Raw genomic sequence first — 16,505 nt, 5'->3', positions numbered from 1 at the left:
TCCGCGATGGTTGACGCGGCCGTCTCTTGCGCACAGCGCTGAGCGCTGAGGTGCCACGATCGATCGCGGCGTGGGCTGGTGCATCGCTCCTCGGCCATCCTGCCGTGATCCAGGTCGGCCGATGGCTGGCGGGTCGCACGATTGCTGCGCGACAGCCTGGCCAGCCATCCCTCCACCCCGCCGCTGCACGCCGGCGCCGCGTCCCTTGCAGCGCAACATCACGCAGTTTTCGGCGACAATGGCGCATGCCCACGACCGACCTGCGCAAGGCGCAACTGCAAATCCACTTCTGCGTCCTGCTTTGGGGCATCACCGCGATCCTGGGCAAGCTGATCACGCTGCAGGCACTGCCGCTGGTGTGGTGGCGCATGTTGATCGTGGTGGTGGCACTGGCCTTGTGGCCACGCGTGTGGCGTGGGTTGCGTGGCTTGTCCGGGCGTGTGGTGCTGGGCTATTGCGGCATCGGCGCGCTGGTTGCCTTGCACTGGCTTACCTTCTACGGCGCGATCAAGCTGGCCAATGCATCGGTGGCGGCGACCTGTATCGCACTGGCGCCGGTTTTCACGGCGGTCATCGAGCCATTGGTCACGCATCGCCCGTTCCGTCCGCGCGAGCTGCTGTTCGGGCTGGCCGTGTTGCCCGGCGTGGCGCTGGTCGTCGGCGGGGTGCCGGACGGCATGCGGGCCGGCGTGGTGGTGGGCGCGATTTCGGCGGTGTTCGTCGGGCTATTCGGCTCGCTCAACAAGCGCATGGTGGCGCATGCCGACGCGCTCACCGTCACCGCGCTGGAACTGGGCGCCGGCACGCTGACCCTGACCCTGCTTGCACCGGCGATGCCGCTGCTGCTGCCGGCGTTGCATGGCGATCTGCTGGTGGTGCCCAGCCTGCACGATGGCGTGTTGCTGCTGGCGTTATCGCTGGCCTGCACCTTGCTGCCATTTGCGCTGGCGCTGGTCGCCTTGCGGCATCTGAGCGCCTATTCGGTGCAATTGGTGACCAATCTCGAACCGGTGTACGCCATCGTGCTGGCGATCGCGCTGCTGGGCGAACAACGCGAACTGACCCTGCAGTTCTATCTCGGCGTGGCGATCATTCTCGGCGCGGTGTTCCTGCATCCGGTCCTGGAGCGTCGGCGCACGGTGGCGCACCCGGAATTGCTCGGCACTGCCGAGGCGAAAAATATCGTCGACTGATTGCACAGCGCTGCAAGATCGCGCTTGTCCACAGCGACCGCCGCGTTGAAGCACACCGGCGTTCACGCTGCATCGCGCGGCGTCCGCGCCGCCCGGCATACGGCAATCGACGTCCCATGCGCTGGCCAGGCGATCTGCATCGGCAGGCGCGCAACCACGCGCCCCTACTCCAGTGCGACCACCTGATCGCGCCCACCGCGCTTGGCCGCATACAGGGCCTGGTCGGCGCGCTTGATCACTGCCTCCACGCTTTCCTGCGGGTACAAGGTCGCCACACCGATACTCACCGTCACCGGCAGCGCGATCGTCATCGCCGCCACGCTCTGGCGCAGGTATTCGCATTGCACGCGTGCCTGCAGCAGATCCGTATTGGGGAGCAGCAATACGAATTCTTCGCCGCCATACCGGGCGATGGTGCCGGCACCGGCCATATGCGCACGCAACAATGCGGACAATTCGCGCAGCACTGCATCGCCCTGATCGTGCCCATGCACGTCGTTGACGGTCTTGAAGTGGTCCACGTCCAGCAGCGCGACCGACAGCGGCTGGCCCACCGCACGCGTCTGTTCGGTGGCCGCCGCCAACGCCACCGCGAACGCGCGCCGGTTGGGCAGGCCGGTCAACGGATCGGTGCGGGTCTGTTCGACCAGGTCAGCGTTCAACGCATCCATCTGCGCGTAATAGCCAGCCATCTGCTGTTCGTACCACTCGCGCTCGTGCAACTGCTGGCGCAACTGCCTGCCGGCCAGCCGCAACTCAAGCAGCTGCGAGGCCTGCCGCGACAATGCCTGCAAGGCCTCGCGCTGGTCTTCGCGCAGATGCGCCGGGGTCTGGTCGAACACGCACAGCGAGCCCAGCGCCAGGCCCTGGCTGGTCACCAGCGGCGCGCCGGCATAGAAGCGCACCCCGCCGCTACCGACCACCATCGGGTTATCGTGGAAGCGTGGGTCCAGCAAGGTGTCGTCCACCATCAGCACTTCGTCCGGGCGCAGGATCGCGTGCGCGCAGAACGAGATATCGCGTGGTGCTTCGCTGCGTGGCGCACCGTGCGCAGACTTGAACCACTGCCGGTCTTCGTCCACCAGCACCACCGCCGCCATCTGCGTCTCGCACAGCGTGGAGGCAATCATGGTCAGGTCGTCGAATGCACGTTCGGCTGGCGTATCCAGCACGTCGTACTGGCGCAGCGCGGCCAGCCGCTCGGCCTCGTTGCTCGGCAATTCCGGTTTGATCACTGCCGCCCCCTGGCTGTTATCTGTGAAAGTATGCCGGAGCCCGGCAAGTGCCACCATCGGGCGCACCCTACGCTGCAGCGCCGCCCTGGACGGCATCGGATATTTCGAAGCGTGATCCATACAGCGGGCGCAAGCACCCGGCACGACGTTGCACATTTGGCGCGGCAGCACGGCACTACAGCGCGGGCATATGCCGTGTCCGAAACGCCGGCTGCGCTGACCTGACTGCGATGCAGCCGGCCCGGCACAGGCGCTTACCAGTCGGTGCGTTGCGGCAGCAGCCCGCGCAATTCCGCATCGCTGAGGTTGCGCCACTGCCCCGGCTTGAGCGCAGCCAGTTTGATGTTGTCGATGCGCACCCGGCGCAGTTGCGTCACCCGGTAGCCGAACTCGGCAGCCATCAGGCGAATCTGCCGATTCAGGCCCTGCTCTAGCACGATGCGGAAGCCGAATTTGGCAATGCGTGCGGTGCGGCACGGCAATGTGGTTTCGTTGTGGATGCGCACCCCGCGTGCCATGCCGCGCAGGAATTCATCGGTGACCGGTTTGTTGACCGCGACCAGATATTCCTTCTGGTGGCGATTTTCCGCGCGCAGGATCTCGTTGACGATGTTGCCGTTGCTGGTCATCAGGATCAGCCCTTCGGAGTCCTTGTCGAGCCGGCCGATCGGGAAGATGCGCTGCTCGTGACCGACGAATTTGACGATATTGCCCTTGACCGAACTCTCGGTGGTGCAGGTGATGCCCACCGGTTTGTTGAGCGCGATGTAGACGTGCTTGCGACCACCGAGCTTCTTGGCCTCGCGTATGCGTAGCGGCTGGCCATCCACCAGCACGGTATCTTCCGCGCCGACCACCGCGCCGGTGCCGGCGGGTACGCCATTGACGGTGACCCTTCGTTCGCCGATCAGGCGATCGGCCTCGCGGCGTGAGCAGAAGCCGGATTCGGCGATGTATTTGTTGAGTCGGATCGTCATCTGCCAATTATCGGCGATTTGGAGCAGGCCGTGCGCCATGCCGGCTGACCGGGCCAGCAATCGGCAGCAGGCAGTCGCCAGCCGCGTTGTACACGCAGCACCGGCCTGACGCTGCCCGACATCGCCCGGGTCAAGCGCGCTACCCGGAGACGGCCACCAGCTGCGGTGTGTGCAACAGTTCTTCCAGCGGGCATGGACGATGCAGGCTGAAACCCTGCACCTGGCCCACGCCGGCCTCACGCAGCCCGGGGATGTCGGCCTCCGATTCCACGCCTTCGGCGACCACCTCGATGCCCAGCGCCAGCCCGACCTGGGCGATCGAATGCACCGCCGCGCGATCCACTGCATCGTGCGCATAGTTGCGGACGAAGCCGCAATCGATCTTCAACACGTCCACGGTGAATTGCTTGAGATAGCCGAACGAGGCCAGGCCGCTGCCGAAATCGTCCAGCGCCACGTGACACCCGCGTGCGCGCACGCTCTGCACGAAACGCTGCGCGTGTTCCAGATCGCCGATGACCGCGGTCTCGGTGATCTCCATGCACAGCTTCGGCACCAGTGCCGGGTAGCGCTCGAACAGGGTGCAGACGACGTCGAGAAAATCCGGCTGCGCGATCGATTGCGCAGACAGATTGACGTGGCACAGGTCCAGCATCGCCACATGCATCGGATTGGCCGCCAACTGCGCGCACAGCGCTTCCAGCACATAAGTATCGACCATGCGCCCCAGGCCGTAACGCTCCACTGCCGGCAAGAATTCACCCGGGCTCAGCACCCGCCCGTCGCTGGCGCGCATGCGCACCAGCACCTCGTACTGCAGGCGCCCCGGGTCGTTCAGCACCTGGATTTTCTGCGCGTACAGCAGCAAACGCTCTTCGGCGATCGCCTGTTGCACCGCACTGATCCAGCCACCATCGTGGCGGCGCTGCGCCAGTGCCAGATCGTTCTCGTTGAAGCAGCGAACGCGGTTGCGCCCTTCTTCCTTGGCCGCATGACAAGCCAGATCGGCGGCGGTCATCAAGGTAGTGAGGTCGCTGACGCCGTGGCGAATCTCCACCACGCCAAAACTGCAACTGGGCGTCAGCGGTCGCCCGCCTTGATGGCTCCACGGTTGACCGAGCACGCCGTGCATGCGTTCCAGCACGGCCTGCGCCTGCGCCAGGTCGGTATTGGCCAGCAGGATGGCGAACTCATCGCCGCCCAGACGCCCCAACCAATCGCCAGAACGCAGCTGCATGGTGATCACGTCGGCGAAGTGGCACAGGAACTTGTCGCCGACCGCATGCCCGAAGGTGTCGTTGACCAGCTTGAAATGATCCAGGTCGACAAAGCACAGCGCGTGGCACATCTGCGGCGATTGCGGCAGCTCGATCAGGCGCAGCAGCCGGCGTTCGATTTCATGCCGGTTGATCAGCCCGGTCATCGCGTCGTGGCGCGCATGGAAGGCCACTTCGTCGGCCAGCTCATGCGCGTGCGAGACATCTTCGATCACCGCCAGCACCAGGGTCGGCTCTTCCGGCCCCGGCTCGACCAACGACGCGCTCCAGCGGCCCCACATCACCCCGCCGTCGGCACGCACGAAGCGCAATTCGCCGGACTGCAGCAGCTTGGGCCAATCGAGCATGCCGCGGCTGTCCAGCTTGATGTCTTCCGGATGCATCACCTCGGCCAAGGTGCAGGCCTGCAATTCTTCGGGCCGGTAGAGCAGCACGTTGGCCATCGACGCATTGGCATCCAGCACGTTGCCGCGCAGATCGAACTTGACCATGCCCAGCGCCGCCTGCTGAAACGCGGTACGGAAGCGGCCTTCATGCGACAGCAGATAATCGCGAATGCGCCGCATCGCCAGTACGCAGGTGATCAACACCAGCAGCAAGGTGGCCAGGCTGCAGACCACCATCACATCGTGCAGCAGCCGCGCGCAGCGGGTCAGGTAGGCCAGGAATTCGGACGCGTCGTGACGCATGCGGCCGTCCAGCAGATGCAGTTCATCGCGCAGTGCCTGCAGCGCGCGCGGGTCGGGCCGGTTGGCGGCCTGCACCGAAGCGGCGCGGTCGGCCAGATCGCTCAGTTGCAGGATGCCGGCGTCGGTGCGCTTCCACAGCGCGATGGCGTCGCCGAGATACGGAAATTGGTGCCCGTAGCGATACAGCCGCACCATTTGCGGCATGTCTTCATGGGCATTACGCCCAGCGGTCAGACCGGCGTAGACCGCGTCCCAATCGATCACCGGCTGTTCGATCGCCAAGCGTGCGGCGCGGTCGCCCAGCGGCACTTCCAGCGCGCGGCAGGCGGCCTGCAGATCGGCCGTATCCCCGCTGCCCAGATAGCGCTCCATCCAGTACACCGATTCCTGCTGGGCGTTGGACCAATGGCTTTGGCCGACGATCCAGGCGGTCGCGCCGGACTGCACTTCGATCACCAGCGCCGACACCACCGTCATACAGACGGCGATACCGATCAACAGCGCCAGAGGAAGCGTCAGCCAGCCACGCACCAGGTGCATGGTCTGCCCACCGCCCTTGCCGCGTACTGCTTGCGCCATCGCCGTCCGTCCTTCGCCGCCCCAATGCGATTCAGGCGCCCACTGGGCGCCTGAAGGCAGTAACGGCCGCAACGGCCGAGTCTGTATGGCTATGCCCGCTTGACGTGATGCGACCGGGGGTTAGCGACGCTGACTAGATCAGCCTGATCGCCGCCGCCTTGAGGCGCCGTAACGCCTTACCCGCTCGCTATGCTCTTGGATGCATAGCGATACTGGGCAACCCGACCGTCTGCAGGATCCCTGCGAGCAGCGCCGGGCAGCCTTACTCGCCGCGCGGCTTCGGCGGACCCTTGCGGTGCGGCGCGCCGGCGCGGTCCATCGGACGACCCGGGCCGTTCGGGCGACCGGACGGCTTGCCGCCACGCGGGAAGCGCGGCTTGGACGCCGCTGCGGCCGCTTCGCCGTCTTCCAGCTTGCGCATGTTGAGCTGCTGGCCAGACACCCAGACCTTCTTGAGGTGCTGCAGCAGTTCGCGCGGCATGTCGGCCGGCAGATCCAGGATCGAATAATCGTCCTGGATATCGATACGACCGATATACCGGCTTTCCAGCCCGGCTTCGTTGGCGATCGCGCCAACGATGTTGGCCGGCTTCACGCCGTGGCTGTGGCCCACTTCGATGCGGTAGCTCTCCATGCCGAACTCCGGCTCGCCACGTGGGGCCGGCTCGCGGCGTGGACGCTCGCCGGCATCGTCACCGCGCGGCGGGCGTGCAGCGCGCTCGCCGTCGGCACGCGGGCCACGTTCGAACTTCGGCTCGAAGCGGGGGCGATCGCCGCGGTCGGCACGCTCATGACGTTCGCGCGGCGCAGTGTCCTCGCGCGCACCGCGCACCGGCGGGGTCAGCAGGAACGGGGCATCGCCCTGCAGCAGCTTGGCCAGCGCGGCGGCGATATCGATCGCCGGCACGTTGTTTTCGGCTTCGTAGCGCTGCAGCAGGTCGCGGTACATGTCGATCTGGCCACCGGCCAGGGTCTCGGTGATGCGGCTCATGAAACGCGCGACGCGGGTGTCGTTGACCGCGTCCACGCTCGGCAGCTGCATCTCTTCGATCGGCTGACGGGTGGCGCGTTCGATGGAGCGCAGCATGCCCTTCTCGCGCGGCGTCACGAACAGGATCGCGTCGCCGTTACGCCCGGCACGGCCGGTGCGACCGATGCGGTGCACGTAGCTTTCGGTGTCGTAGGGAATGTCGTAGTTCAGCACGTGGCTGATGCGCTCCACGTCCAGACCGCGTGCGGCCACGTCGGTGGCCACCAGGATGTCCAGCTTGCCGTCCTTGAGCTGGGCGATGGTCTTCTCGCGTGCGGCCTGCTGCATGTCGCCGTTGATGGCCGCTGCCGCCATGCCGCGCGCCTGCAGCTTCTGCGCCAGCTCTTCGGTGGCCGCCTTGGTGCGCGCGAAGATGATCATGCCGTCGAACGGCTCGACCTCGAGAATGCGGGTCAACGCGTCCAGCTTGTGCAGCCCGCTCACCCACCAGTAGCGCTGGCGGATGTTGGCCGAGGTGGTGGTCTTGGCCGCGATGGTGACTTCGGCCGGGTCCTTCAGATAGGTCTGCGCGATACGGCGGATGGCCGGCGGCATGGTGGCCGAGAACAAGGCCACCTGGCGCTGCGCCGGCAACTTCTTCAGCACCGCTTCGACGTCGTCGATGAAGCCCATGCGCAGCATTTCGTCGGCTTCGTCCAGCACCAGCGTCTTGAGCTGCGACAGATCCAGGGTACCGCGGTCCAGGTGATCGATCACCCGGCCCGGGGTACCGACCACCACGTGCACGCCGCGCTTGAGCGCGCTCAGCTGCTGGGCATACGGCTGGCCGCCGTAGACCGGCAGCACGCGGAAGCCGGGAATGGCTTCGGCATATTTCTGGAACGCCTCGGCGACCTGGATGGCCAGTTCGCGGGTCGGGGCCAGCACCAATGCCTGCGGCTTGACCTGGTGGAGATCGGCGTTGGACAGCACCGGCAGCGCGAACGCGGCGGTCTTGCCGGTACCGGTCTGGGCCTGGCCGAGTACGTCGCGACCGGCCAGCAACGCGGGGATGGTGGCAGCCTGGATCGGCGACGGCGACTCGTAGCCGACATTGGCAACGGCCTTCATCACAGCGTCCGAGAGGCCGAGATCTGCAAACAGCAGCGGCGCGGAAGATTCTTGGGTCATGGGTAACTCCGGAGGCGCCGCACGGAGCCGGCAGGCGCAAAGCAGCATAGTGTGCCTCTTCAGCCCCCTTGCTGTCGAAATTTTCGTGACAGTCCATTCAGGTTGTGAGGAATTGCGCTGCTGCGCGAATCATCCCCCGTGTCGTCCCTTGACCTGCCCGACCGGAGCCACGCCCCTGGACACAGACCTGCACACCCGCTTCAGCGCCCTGCTGCAGCAGCATCGCGGCATCGTGCTGAAGGTGGCGGCCAGCTATTGCCGCGGACGCGACGACCGCGACGAACTGGCGCAGGAAATCGCCACGCAACTGTGGCGGGCATTTCCCGGCTACGACCCGGGTCGGCGCTTTTCCACCTGGATGTACCGCATCGCCCTGAACGTGGCGATCAGCGATCTGCGCGGCCGCCGCGCGGCCGGCGAGCCGATCGCGCTGGATGCGGTGATGGAGCGCATCGCCGATCCACAGGCGCACGACCCTGTACGCGCGCAACAGGTGGCCGCGCTGTATGCCTTCATCGCACAGCAACCGCCGCTGGAACGCGCGCTGCTGTTGCTCTATCTGGACGAGCACAGCTATCGCGAAATCGGCGAAGTGCTCGGCATCAGCGAAACCAATGTCGCCACCAAACTCAGCCGACTGAAAACGCGCATTCGCGCCGAGCTGTGAACCCCACCGATCCGCAACCGGAGCAAGACATGGAACTGGACGACATCGCCCTGGCCTGGCGTTCCCTGGAACAACGGCTGGACCAACACGCTGCACTCACCGACCAGGTGCTCGGCGACCTGCGCAGCCACGCAGCGCGCGCGCATCTGCGCCCGTTGTGGCTGAGCCAGTCGGCGCAACTGCTGTGCGCCATCGCAGTGAGTGGCATCGTTGCCCACAGTTGGCTCAGTTTCGCCGAACAGGCCGCTGCCGTCGTCGGCGGCGTGTTGCTGCAGGCGTGGTGCGTTGCGCTGTCAGCGTCTGCGGCCCGTCAACTGTGGCTGTTGTCGCAGTTGGATTTCGCCAGGCCACTGCTGCAGACACAGCGCGCGCTTGCACAGCTGCGGCGCTGGCGCACGCGCGTGGCGCCGTGGCTGGGCGTGGCGTTCTGGGTGCTGTGGGTGGCAGTGGCAGACGCTGCGTGGCGGACCTTCACGGGCGTTTCGTTACCGTACGCCTGGCTGTTATGCAACCTGCTGGTGGGCGTCCTCGGCGGCATCGGCACCTGGCTGGGCTATCGACGGCTGCAGCGCAGCGGTCACCCCTGGCTGGAACGCCTGGACGCCGCGCATGCCCGCCGCAGCGTCGCCCGCACCGAAACCCTGCTGGAACAGATCGCGCGCTTCCAGCGCGAGTAGGCGGATAATCGCGGCCTCCCTGCCACCGAGCACACCATGCAATACCTGGAATTCGACCTGGACGGCGACTACATCGAACTCAACCAGTTGCTCAAGCTGGCCGGCATTGCCGACAGCGGCGGCCAGGGCAAGGCGATCGTCGCCAGCGGCGCGGTCAGCGTCGACGGCGTGCAGGAGCTGCGCAAGACCGCCAAGATCCGTCCCGGTCAGCTGGTGCAGCTGGACGATGTGGAAATTCGCGTATTGGCATGGAACCCGGACGCCGAGCCTGACGCATGAAGGTGGTGGAGATCGGCCGGCGCAACAACGCACCTTCGGCCGACGATCCAACCCACGACGTCTGTGTTTTTTCGATCGCCATCGACTCGGACCAGCCGTTCTGGCTGGAGCAGTCCATCCGCGGCGGCCATGCCGAGCGAGGCGGCTGCAGCATGCTGGCCTTGCACGAACTGGATGCCTGCGCGGCGACTGGCGTGCAGAGGTGACCAGGGCCGGTTGCGCCTGGGTGATTCCACTGCTGGAGCAAGCCCTGCATACCGGCGATACGCAGGCGGCCATCGATGCAATCCTGGCGCGGGTGCAAGCGACTGATTGAAGCTCACACCCGCCGGCGACGCTGCATCAAATGCCCAGCAGTGCGCGCACCAGTTTGATGATGCCCCATAACGACACCACCCAGATGGCGCTGCGCAGGTACGGAATACCCGCGGCATACACCGGCACATACGCCACGCGCGCCCACAGGTAGAGCTGCACGGCGAGTGCTGTTTCTGCGCTGGTGCGCCCGGCCACGCTCACCGCCAGCACGGCGGCCGCGAAGATCGGAAAGGTCTCGAGATAATTGCGAAACGCACGGTCCAACCGCGCCGCCACGCCGGTGAGCGGCTTGGCCTCGCCATCGCGTGCGCTGGCATTCCACTTGGTGCCGCGCTGGGCGGTCATGCTGGCCGAGGCGGCCAGCAATTGCACCAGCCCGAGCACCATCGCCCAGCCCAGCATCTGCAGCTCGATCGTCAGTGGCATACGTTTCTCCCGGCCGATGGAAACATCACTTCACCGCCGTGCGCAGGCTGTAACCGGCCAACCGCCAGGTCTTGTCTTCGTCCAGACGGAACGAGACCAGCTCGCGGACCGGCTGCTGCGCCTTGGCGAAACGGGTCGGGAAGCTGACGTTGACATACAGGCCTTCGGGCACCTGCGCGCCGGGACCGTACTTGACCCGCGTGACCGAGCCCTGCCCGCGCCCCACCACCGCACCCAGCCGCGCGCGTTCGGTGCCGATCTGGCTGACGAAGACGTCGCGCTTGACCGCGGTCTTGGCCACCTTGGACGCGCCATCCCACAAGGACGCGACCTGGTTGCCGTCCACCATCTGCGCCACGCGCAGGGCGGCCTGGGTCATCTCGGTGTTCTGCTTGGTCAGCTGCGCCTGCTGCGCCGGGCTGAGCGCCGGCTGCCCTGCGGGCGCTGCAGCGGCCGGTTGCGCCGCCGCCGGGCTGGCAGGGCGACCGGCCGCCTGCGGTTGTTGAGCGAACGCCAGCGCTGGAGCCAGTGCCAACACGATAACCAGACGAGAACGAAGCATGGGACGGGGACCTTGTACGGATCGGGTGGAAAGGGAGAGGCGCCGCCCACCTTTTGGCGGGTAGCGCAGTCTAGGGCGCGTCATGCGCAACACAAGTCTGCGGGTGCAGGTCCGGGGAGGGCGCTGAAGGCGACAAGGCAAGCGCTGACGCGGGCCTTTTGGAAAACACACTTCTCGAGCGCGCAAGCGGCGAGCAGGGACCTCCGGCCACGGATGCGCGCATTGGAAGTCATCAGGTCTGGCAGCGGCGTTTCATCCTTCTGTCTGGAGTGGCAGGCATGCTGCAGATGTCGGGCTCGGCTGGGTGCGGACGCGCGCCGCAATCACGTGAAGTGACCAGGCACGCATTCCGCACAGGCGCGCACCAACCTTGAATTCCCATTGCCGTTGTCAACGCGATCTAGACCTCGCTCCCCGGAGCCGGCGGCACTGCCGCCACGCCACGCGGCCGCCACAGACGCCAACTGACCCAGAAGGCACGCGCGATTGCGGCAATCAGCGCCGCCAGACTCAGCCAGGTGGCCAGCGTCGCCGGCCATTGTTCGTGCATGGCCGCAGCGGCCAGACGCAGCAGCTCGGCCACACCGAAGCCAACCAGCACCAACAGGGCTGAAGGTAGGTAGGCCAGTAACACACCCTTGGTCTTGCCTCGCATACGCCCCCCGGCTCGGTTGTGATGCAGCGACGATAGGCAGCGCGCAGTGCGATACGCGTGAAGCCCATCACTGCGCTCAACCGTCGGGGTGCGTCGCGGGCGACGGGCCGGCCTGGGCCGCGTCCTGCGTTGGCGCGGAGTCTGGTTCGGCTGCAGGTGTCGCCGCACCTGCGGCATCGCGCTGGGCTTGGTCGTTTTGCGTCTGGCCGGCCTGCGCCTCACCGGTCTGCGTCTCGGACGTCGGGGTGGCCGGCAGCGCCGCGGCATCGGTTTCGGCCAGCGGACTTTCTTCCGGGCAGGCCGCATCCGGAAAGCCGAAGCGCTGCTTCAAGGCCAGACCGCAGGCATTGACCGCGTCCAGGTCTGCGCCCTCGCCCTTGCACTTCTGGTCGAAGGCGACCAGAAACGCGTCCTTGCGGCGTACGAAGGCATCGCCGCACTTGCGCATCTGGCGGATGCGTTCCAGATCGTCCTGCACGGCGTTGGTGCCGTCCAGCCCGTATTCGCGCAACTCTTCCACGCTGAGCAGGCGCAGGCTGCGGTTGGGCACGGTCATCATCAAGTCGGCCACCGCCACCGCCACGCCGTTGCGCTCCAGGTAATCCTTGACGTTGCCGTAGACCTCGCGCAGTTCGCGATTGAGCTCGGCGCGCGAGGTCGCCTTGGAGCTGATCCGCATCATGCGGTGAATGCCGACCTTGCCGGCGACCAGGCGGTTGTCGCCGGCCGCCAGCACGAACACGCAGGCGCTGTGGCAGATCGAGCCTTCGCGCACCCAGATGGTCCAGTTGGATTCGCCGATGGTATCGCCGGCGCGGATCGCCGCCTCCACCTGCCCGCCACTGGAATCCAGGTCCAGGATGCGATGCGGCAACTTCCACTGCTCCGCGACCGAGGCCAGCCGCCACACCAGCGCCGCAAAACCCGCATTGATCTTGCCGGCGTAGCGCACCCGCACCAGCCCGGTCTCGCGGCACGGCGCCAGCGCCGCTTCCACGCTGGCCCGGTCCAGTGCCGGCAACAACGTGCCGTCGCCGGCCTCGCGGCTGTAATCGGTCGCGCAGCTGATCCAGGCCTGGCCCGATTCCAGTTCCGCCTGCGGCCAGCCGGCCTCGCCCGCCTGCGTGCGCGGGCGCGGTGGCGGGACCGGGTCGGGCGTATCCACCGACACCATGTGATCGCCATCGCTTGCCTGCCCTGCACCACTCTGCTGCGCAACCGCTGCATCGGCGGAGGTCGCCGACCGATCGCAGGCGGCCAGCAGGAGCAAGCAGGCAAGGGACAGACAAACCGATTTCAGCATGATGTGGGGCACGGAGCGCGACGGAGATCACCCGCAGTCTATGGCTGAATGGGTCGATGGGTTGACCCGGCCATGAACGCGCGGGCTCGCCGCAACCCTGTCCGAAAACGGCCAGCCGGCGCCAGGGCGAGCGCATAGACTGGCGCCATGCAGACCGCAACGCCCGACCGAACCCAATGCGACCGCGCGCGCCTGGCACGCGATGCACGCTTCGACGGGCTGTTTTTCACCGCCGTGCGCAGCACCGGCATCTATTGCCGCCCGGTGTGTCCGGCGCCGCCGCCGAAGCCGGCCAATGTCAGTTACTACCCCACTGCCGCGGCAGCCAGCGCCGCCGGCTACCGGCCGTGCCTGCGCTGCCGGCCGGAGCTGTCGCCGCAGGCGCAGCAACATCTGGGCGAAGAAAGCGTGCAGCGTGCGCTGGCGATGATTGCCGACGGCGCGCTGCAGGAGCAGCCGGTGCAGACGCTGGCCGATGCGGTGGGCTTGAGCGCGCGCCAACTGCAGCGGCAATTCGTGCAGCAGCTGGGCGCCACGCCGATCCAGGTGCACGGCACGCATCGGCTGCTGCTGGCCAAGCAATTGCTGACCGAAACCGCCCTGCCGGTCACCGAGGTCGCGCTTGCGGCCGGCTTCAACAGCCTGCGCCGCTTCAATGCGGCCTTCCTGCACGGCTGCGGCATGCCGCCCTCTGCATTGCGCAAGCAGCGTACCGAGGTCCCCGGCGGCGAACTGACATTGCGCCTGGGCTATCGCCCGCCACTGGATCTGCCGGCGATGCTGGCCTTCTTGCAGCGCCGCGCGATCCCGGGCATCGAGCAGGTCGATGCCAACGGCTACCGGCGCGTCATCGGCCCGCCGGGCAAGGCCAGCGTGATCGAGGTCAGCGCAGCACCGCAGCGCGCGGAACTGCTGCTGCGCATCGGCGCCACCGACCCGCGCCAGATTCCGCAGATCGTGCGGCGCGTGCGCCGGCTATTCGATCTGGATGCAGACCTGCAGGCCGTGCACGCCACGCTCGCGCCGGAACCACTGCTGGCCGAGGCGCTCGCGCGCCGCCCCGGGCTGCGCGTGCCCGGCGGCTGGGACGGTTTCGAAGTGGCGGTGCGTGCGGTGCTGGGCCAGCAGATCAGCGTGGTCGGCGCGGCAACGCTGGCAGCGCGGCTGGTGAACCGTCATGGCGGTCATCATGCCGACATGCCACCCGGACTGGATCGCAGTCTCCCCACGCCCGAACAGCTGGCCGACGCGCCGCTGGAACAACTCGGCCTGCCGCGTGCGCGCGCCGCCACGCTGCGTGCGCTGGCATCGGCCTGCGCGCAAGGCCAGCTGCACTTCGGTGCCGGGCAGCGCCTGCCTGATTTCATCGCCGCCTGCACCGCGCTGCCCGGAATCGGGCCGTGGACCGCGCATTACGTGGCCATGCGTGCGTTGTCGCATCCGGACGCGTTTCCGGCCGGCGACCTGATCCTGCAGCAGGTGCTCGGCGCTCCCGGGCGCCTGAGCGAACGCGCCACCGACGCCCGTTCGCAGGCGTGGCGACCGTGGCGCGCCTACGCCGTGCTGCACCTGTGGCATCTGGCCAACGACCGCAAGGACACCCGCGCATGAGCACACTGCACTACGACACCTTTCCCTCGCCGATCGGCGCACTGAGCGTGGCCGCCGACGCCACCGGCGTGCACCACATCCTGTTCGCGCAGAACCGCTACGACGCCATCGGCCGTGCGCGCTGGTTGCACGACCCCGATGCGCCGCTGGTGCGCGAAGCACGCGAACAGTTGCTCGATTACCTGCATGGCGGGCGACGCAGTTTCGATCTGCCGCTGGCGCCGGTCGGCACACCGTTTCAGCTGACGGTCTGGCGCACGCTGGCGCAGATTCCGTTCGGGCAGACTTGGAGCTACGCGCAACTTGCGCAGGCGGTCGGCAAGCCGGCCGCGAGCCGCGCGGTGGGCGCTGCCAACGGACGCAATCCGCTGCCGATCGTGCTGCCCTGCCATCGCGTGATCGGCGCCAATGGCACGTTGACCGGCTTCGGCGGCGGCCTGCCGACCAAGCAGGCCTTGTTGCAGTTGGAAGGCTGGTCCCCGCGTGGCGCCGCACGCGCCGACGATCTGTTTGCACCTGCCTCGGCAGTGCGCACTGGCTGACTTCGCGGCGTCATCGCTGCGCCGTAAACTGACGCCATGATCGACCGACGTTTTGGAGTTGCCGCAGCGGCGCTTGCCTTGCTTGCGGCCTGTAGCAGCCAGCCATCTGCGCGCAGCGCGCCCACGCAGGCGCCGACTGCAGCGCCCAATACCGCATCGGCCAGCACCCCGCACACACTGCTGCTCATCTCCATCGACGGCCTGCGCGCGGACATGCTCGATCGCGGCATCACGCCGAACCTGTCGCAACTGGCACGCGAAGGCGTACGTGCGCGCTGGATGACGCCCTCGTATCCGTCGCTGACGTTTCCCAATCACTACACCCTGGTCACCGGGCTGCGCCCGGACCACCACGGCATCGTGCACAACAGCATGCGCGACCCGACACTTGGGGGTTTCTGGTTGAGCAAGTCCGAGGCGGTGGGCGATGCGCGCTGGTGGGGCGGCGAACCGGTGTGGGTGGGCGTGGAAAACAGCGGCCAGCATGCGGCCACCTGGTCGTGGCCAGGCAGCGAGGCGGCAATCAAGGGCGTACGCCCGTCGCAGTGGCGCCATTATCAAAAAGGCGTGCGCCTGGACACGCGCGTGGACGCAGTGCGGGGCTGGCTGAAAACCGACGGCGCCCGGCGCAATCGCCTCGTCACGCTGTACTTCGAAAATGTGGACGAAGCCGGCCACGACCACGGCCCGGAATCGCGCGAATACGCCGACGCCGTGCGCGCGGTGGATGCGGCCATCGGCCAGCTGCTGACAGGCATGCAACGCGATGGCACGCGTGCGCGCACCAACATCATCGTGGTCTCCGACCATGGCATGGCCGAGGTTGCGCCGGGGCATGCGATCAGCGTGGAAGACATCGCGCCGCCGCGGATCGCCACCGCAATCACCGATGGCCAGGTGATCGGCTTGCAGCCATTGCCTGGGCAACAGGACGCTGCCGAGGCCAGCGTGCTCGGTGCGCACGACCACTACGACTGCTGGCGCAAGGCGGAGCTGCCGGCACGCTGGCAGTACGGCAGCCACCCGCGCATTCCGTCGATCGTGTGCCAGATGCACGAAGGTTGGGATGCACTCTTCCCGGACAAGCTTGCCAAACGCGCGCAGCGGGGCACACGTGGCTCGCATGGCTTCGATCCGGCATTGCCATCGATGCGGGCGGTGTTTCTGGCGCAAGGCCCGGATCTGGCGCAGGGCAAGACACTGCCAGGCTTCGACAACGTGGATGTCTATGCGCTGATGACCCGGCTGCTGGGTATTCCGGCCGCACCCAACGATGGCAACCCGGCAACCTTGCTGCCGGCCTTGCGCGTGCCGCCGGCAGCCGACGCCAAATAGACGCGACCGGCACCCGCAG

At 67.1% G+C, this 16,505-nt stretch carries 15 protein-coding genes and 1 pseudogene; 8 read left to right on the top strand and 8 right to left on the bottom strand.

Going from position 1 to position 16,505, the window contains the following annotated elements:
• The first annotated feature begins 245 nt into the window (after positions 1-245).
• Complete coding sequence (locus LN450_RS03510; RefSeq protein WP_011348032.1) at positions 246-1,193, top strand: DMT family transporter; 948 nt, start codon at positions 246-248, stop codon at positions 1,191-1,193.
• A gap of 164 nt (positions 1,194-1,357) precedes the next feature.
• On the opposite strand, the gene LN450_RS03505 is transcribed toward LN450_RS03510, so the two are convergent.
• From LN450_RS03505 to LN450_RS03490, 4 genes are all read right to left on the bottom strand, one after another.
• On the bottom strand, positions 1,358-2,485 hold the full coding sequence (locus LN450_RS03505; RefSeq protein WP_011348033.1) for a GGDEF domain-containing protein: 1,128 nt from the start codon (positions 2,483-2,485) through the stop codon (positions 1,358-1,360).
• A gap of 197 nt (positions 2,486-2,682) precedes the next feature.
• Positions 2,683-3,405, bottom strand: a complete 723-nt coding sequence (locus LN450_RS03500) for a pseudouridine synthase (protein ID WP_041855141.1) — start codon at positions 3,403-3,405, stop codon at positions 2,683-2,685.
• A 139-nt stretch (positions 3,406-3,544) separates the two neighbouring features.
• On the bottom strand, positions 3,545-5,950 hold the full coding sequence (locus tag LN450_RS03495) for a putative bifunctional diguanylate cyclase/phosphodiesterase (protein WP_011348035.1): 2,406 nt from the start codon (positions 5,948-5,950) through the stop codon (positions 3,545-3,547).
• A gap of 262 nt (positions 5,951-6,212) precedes the next feature.
• On the bottom strand, positions 6,213-8,111 hold the full coding sequence (locus LN450_RS03490) for a DEAD/DEAH box helicase (protein ID WP_041855071.1): 1,899 nt from the start codon (positions 8,109-8,111) through the stop codon (positions 6,213-6,215).
• Positions 8,112-8,259: 148 nt separating this feature from the next.
• Here LN450_RS03490 and LN450_RS03485 point away from each other — a divergent pair, with 148 nt between their 5' ends.
• From LN450_RS03485 to LN450_RS03470, 4 genes and pseudogenes are all read left to right on the top strand, one after another.
• Positions 8,260-8,778, top strand: coding sequence for a sigma-70 family RNA polymerase sigma factor (locus LN450_RS03485; RefSeq protein WP_008576880.1), 519 nt, complete (start codon positions 8,260-8,262; stop codon positions 8,776-8,778).
• Between the two features lie 29 nt (positions 8,779-8,807).
• Complete coding sequence (locus tag LN450_RS03480; RefSeq protein ID WP_011348038.1) at positions 8,808-9,455, top strand: hypothetical protein; 648 nt, start codon at positions 8,808-8,810, stop codon at positions 9,453-9,455.
• A 36-nt stretch (positions 9,456-9,491) separates the two neighbouring features.
• A complete protein-coding gene (locus tag LN450_RS03475; protein ID WP_005912879.1) occupies positions 9,492-9,734 on the top strand; it encodes an RNA-binding S4 domain-containing protein in 243 nt (80 codons plus the stop codon).
• Positions 9,731-10,050 (top strand): annotated as a pseudogene (locus tag LN450_RS03470) (hypothetical protein). Before LN450_RS03475 ends, LN450_RS03470 begins: the two are co-directional and overlap by 4 nt.
• A 26-nt stretch (positions 10,051-10,076) precedes the next feature.
• Here the strand turns inward: LN450_RS03470 and LN450_RS03465 are convergent.
• From LN450_RS03465 to LN450_RS03450, 4 genes are all read right to left on the bottom strand, one after another.
• The gene (locus LN450_RS03465) at positions 10,077-10,478 is read right to left on the bottom strand and encodes an MAPEG family protein (RefSeq protein WP_011348039.1); all 402 of its coding nucleotides are present in this window, start codon (positions 10,476-10,478) and stop codon (positions 10,077-10,079) included.
• A 25-nt stretch (positions 10,479-10,503) separates the two neighbouring features.
• Positions 10,504-11,040, bottom strand: coding sequence for a DUF4019 domain-containing protein (locus LN450_RS03460; RefSeq protein WP_011348040.1), 537 nt, complete (start codon positions 11,038-11,040; stop codon positions 10,504-10,506).
• Positions 11,041-11,440: 400 nt separating this feature from the next.
• Positions 11,441-11,695 (bottom strand): hypothetical protein, encoded by a 255-nt coding sequence (locus LN450_RS03455; protein WP_005912872.1) that lies wholly within the window; start codon positions 11,693-11,695, stop codon positions 11,441-11,443.
• 76 nt (positions 11,696-11,771) lie between these two features.
• Positions 11,772-12,998: a COG3904 family protein gene (locus LN450_RS03450; protein WP_011348041.1), complete on the bottom strand. Its 1,227-nt coding sequence runs from the start codon at positions 12,996-12,998 to the stop codon at positions 11,772-11,774.
• A 147-nt stretch (positions 12,999-13,145) separates the two neighbouring features.
• Here LN450_RS03450 and LN450_RS03445 point away from each other — a divergent pair, with 147 nt between their 5' ends.
• From LN450_RS03445 to LN450_RS03435, 3 genes are read left to right on the top strand one after another with little or no spacing between them, the layout of a single operon-like run.
• The gene (locus tag LN450_RS03445) at positions 13,146-14,609 is read left to right on the top strand and encodes an AlkA N-terminal domain-containing protein (protein ID WP_011348042.1); all 1,464 of its coding nucleotides are present in this window, start codon (positions 13,146-13,148) and stop codon (positions 14,607-14,609) included.
• The gene (locus tag LN450_RS03440; RefSeq protein ID WP_011348043.1) at positions 14,606-15,151 is read left to right on the top strand and encodes a methylated-DNA--[protein]-cysteine S-methyltransferase; all 546 of its coding nucleotides are present in this window, start codon (positions 14,606-14,608) and stop codon (positions 15,149-15,151) included. Before LN450_RS03445 ends, LN450_RS03440 begins: the two co-directional genes overlap by 4 nt.
• A gap of 36 nt (positions 15,152-15,187) precedes the next feature.
• A complete protein-coding gene (locus LN450_RS03435) occupies positions 15,188-16,486 on the top strand; it encodes an alkaline phosphatase family protein (protein WP_011348044.1) in 1,299 nt (432 codons plus the stop codon).
• The last annotated feature ends 19 nt before the right edge of the window (positions 16,487-16,505 follow it).

The organism is Xanthomonas euvesicatoria pv. euvesicatoria, from assembly GCF_020880415.1.
Taxonomy (GTDB): domain Bacteria; phylum Pseudomonadota; class Gammaproteobacteria; order Xanthomonadales; family Xanthomonadaceae; genus Xanthomonas; species Xanthomonas euvesicatoria.
Note: the sequence above shows the minus strand (reverse complement) of the source record. Positions and strands in the feature narration are given on the sequence as shown.

Bases quoted from the DNA above. Each gene is read 5' to 3' on its own strand.
- LN450_RS03490 (WP_041855071.1), bottom strand. From the start codon at position 8,111: ATGACCCAAGAATCTTCCGCGCCGCTGCTGTTTGCAGATCTCGGCCTC.
- LN450_RS03500 (WP_041855141.1), bottom strand. From the start codon at position 3,405: ATGACGATCCGACTCAACAAATACATCGCCGAATCCGGCTTCTGCTCA.
- LN450_RS03445 (WP_011348042.1), top strand. From the start codon at position 13,146: ATGCAGACCGCAACGCCCGACCGAACCCAATGCGACCGCGCGCGCCTG.
- LN450_RS03465 (WP_011348039.1), bottom strand. From the start codon at position 10,478: ATGCCACTGACGATCGAGCTGCAGATGCTGGGCTGGGCGATGGTGCTC.
- LN450_RS03505 (WP_011348033.1), bottom strand. From the start codon at position 2,485: ATGGTGGCACTTGCCGGGCTCCGGCATACTTTCACAGATAACAGCCAG.
- LN450_RS03495 (WP_011348035.1), bottom strand. From the start codon at position 5,950: ATGGCGCAAGCAGTACGCGGCAAGGGCGGTGGGCAGACCATGCACCTG.
- LN450_RS03475 (WP_005912879.1), top strand. From the start codon at position 9,492: ATGCAATACCTGGAATTCGACCTGGACGGCGACTACATCGAACTCAAC.
- LN450_RS03440 (WP_011348043.1), top strand. From the start codon at position 14,606: ATGAGCACACTGCACTACGACACCTTTCCCTCGCCGATCGGCGCACTG.
- LN450_RS03510 (WP_011348032.1), top strand. From the start codon at position 246: ATGCCCACGACCGACCTGCGCAAGGCGCAACTGCAAATCCACTTCTGC.
- LN450_RS03480 (WP_011348038.1), top strand. From the start codon at position 8,808: ATGGAACTGGACGACATCGCCCTGGCCTGGCGTTCCCTGGAACAACGG.
- LN450_RS03450 (WP_011348041.1), bottom strand. From the start codon at position 12,998: ATGCTGAAATCGGTTTGTCTGTCCCTTGCCTGCTTGCTCCTGCTGGCC.
- LN450_RS03455 (WP_005912872.1), bottom strand. From the start codon at position 11,695: ATGCGAGGCAAGACCAAGGGTGTGTTACTGGCCTACCTACCTTCAGCC.
- LN450_RS03460 (WP_011348040.1), bottom strand. From the start codon at position 11,040: ATGCTTCGTTCTCGTCTGGTTATCGTGTTGGCACTGGCTCCAGCGCTG.
- LN450_RS03435 (WP_011348044.1), top strand. From the start codon at position 15,188: ATGATCGACCGACGTTTTGGAGTTGCCGCAGCGGCGCTTGCCTTGCTT.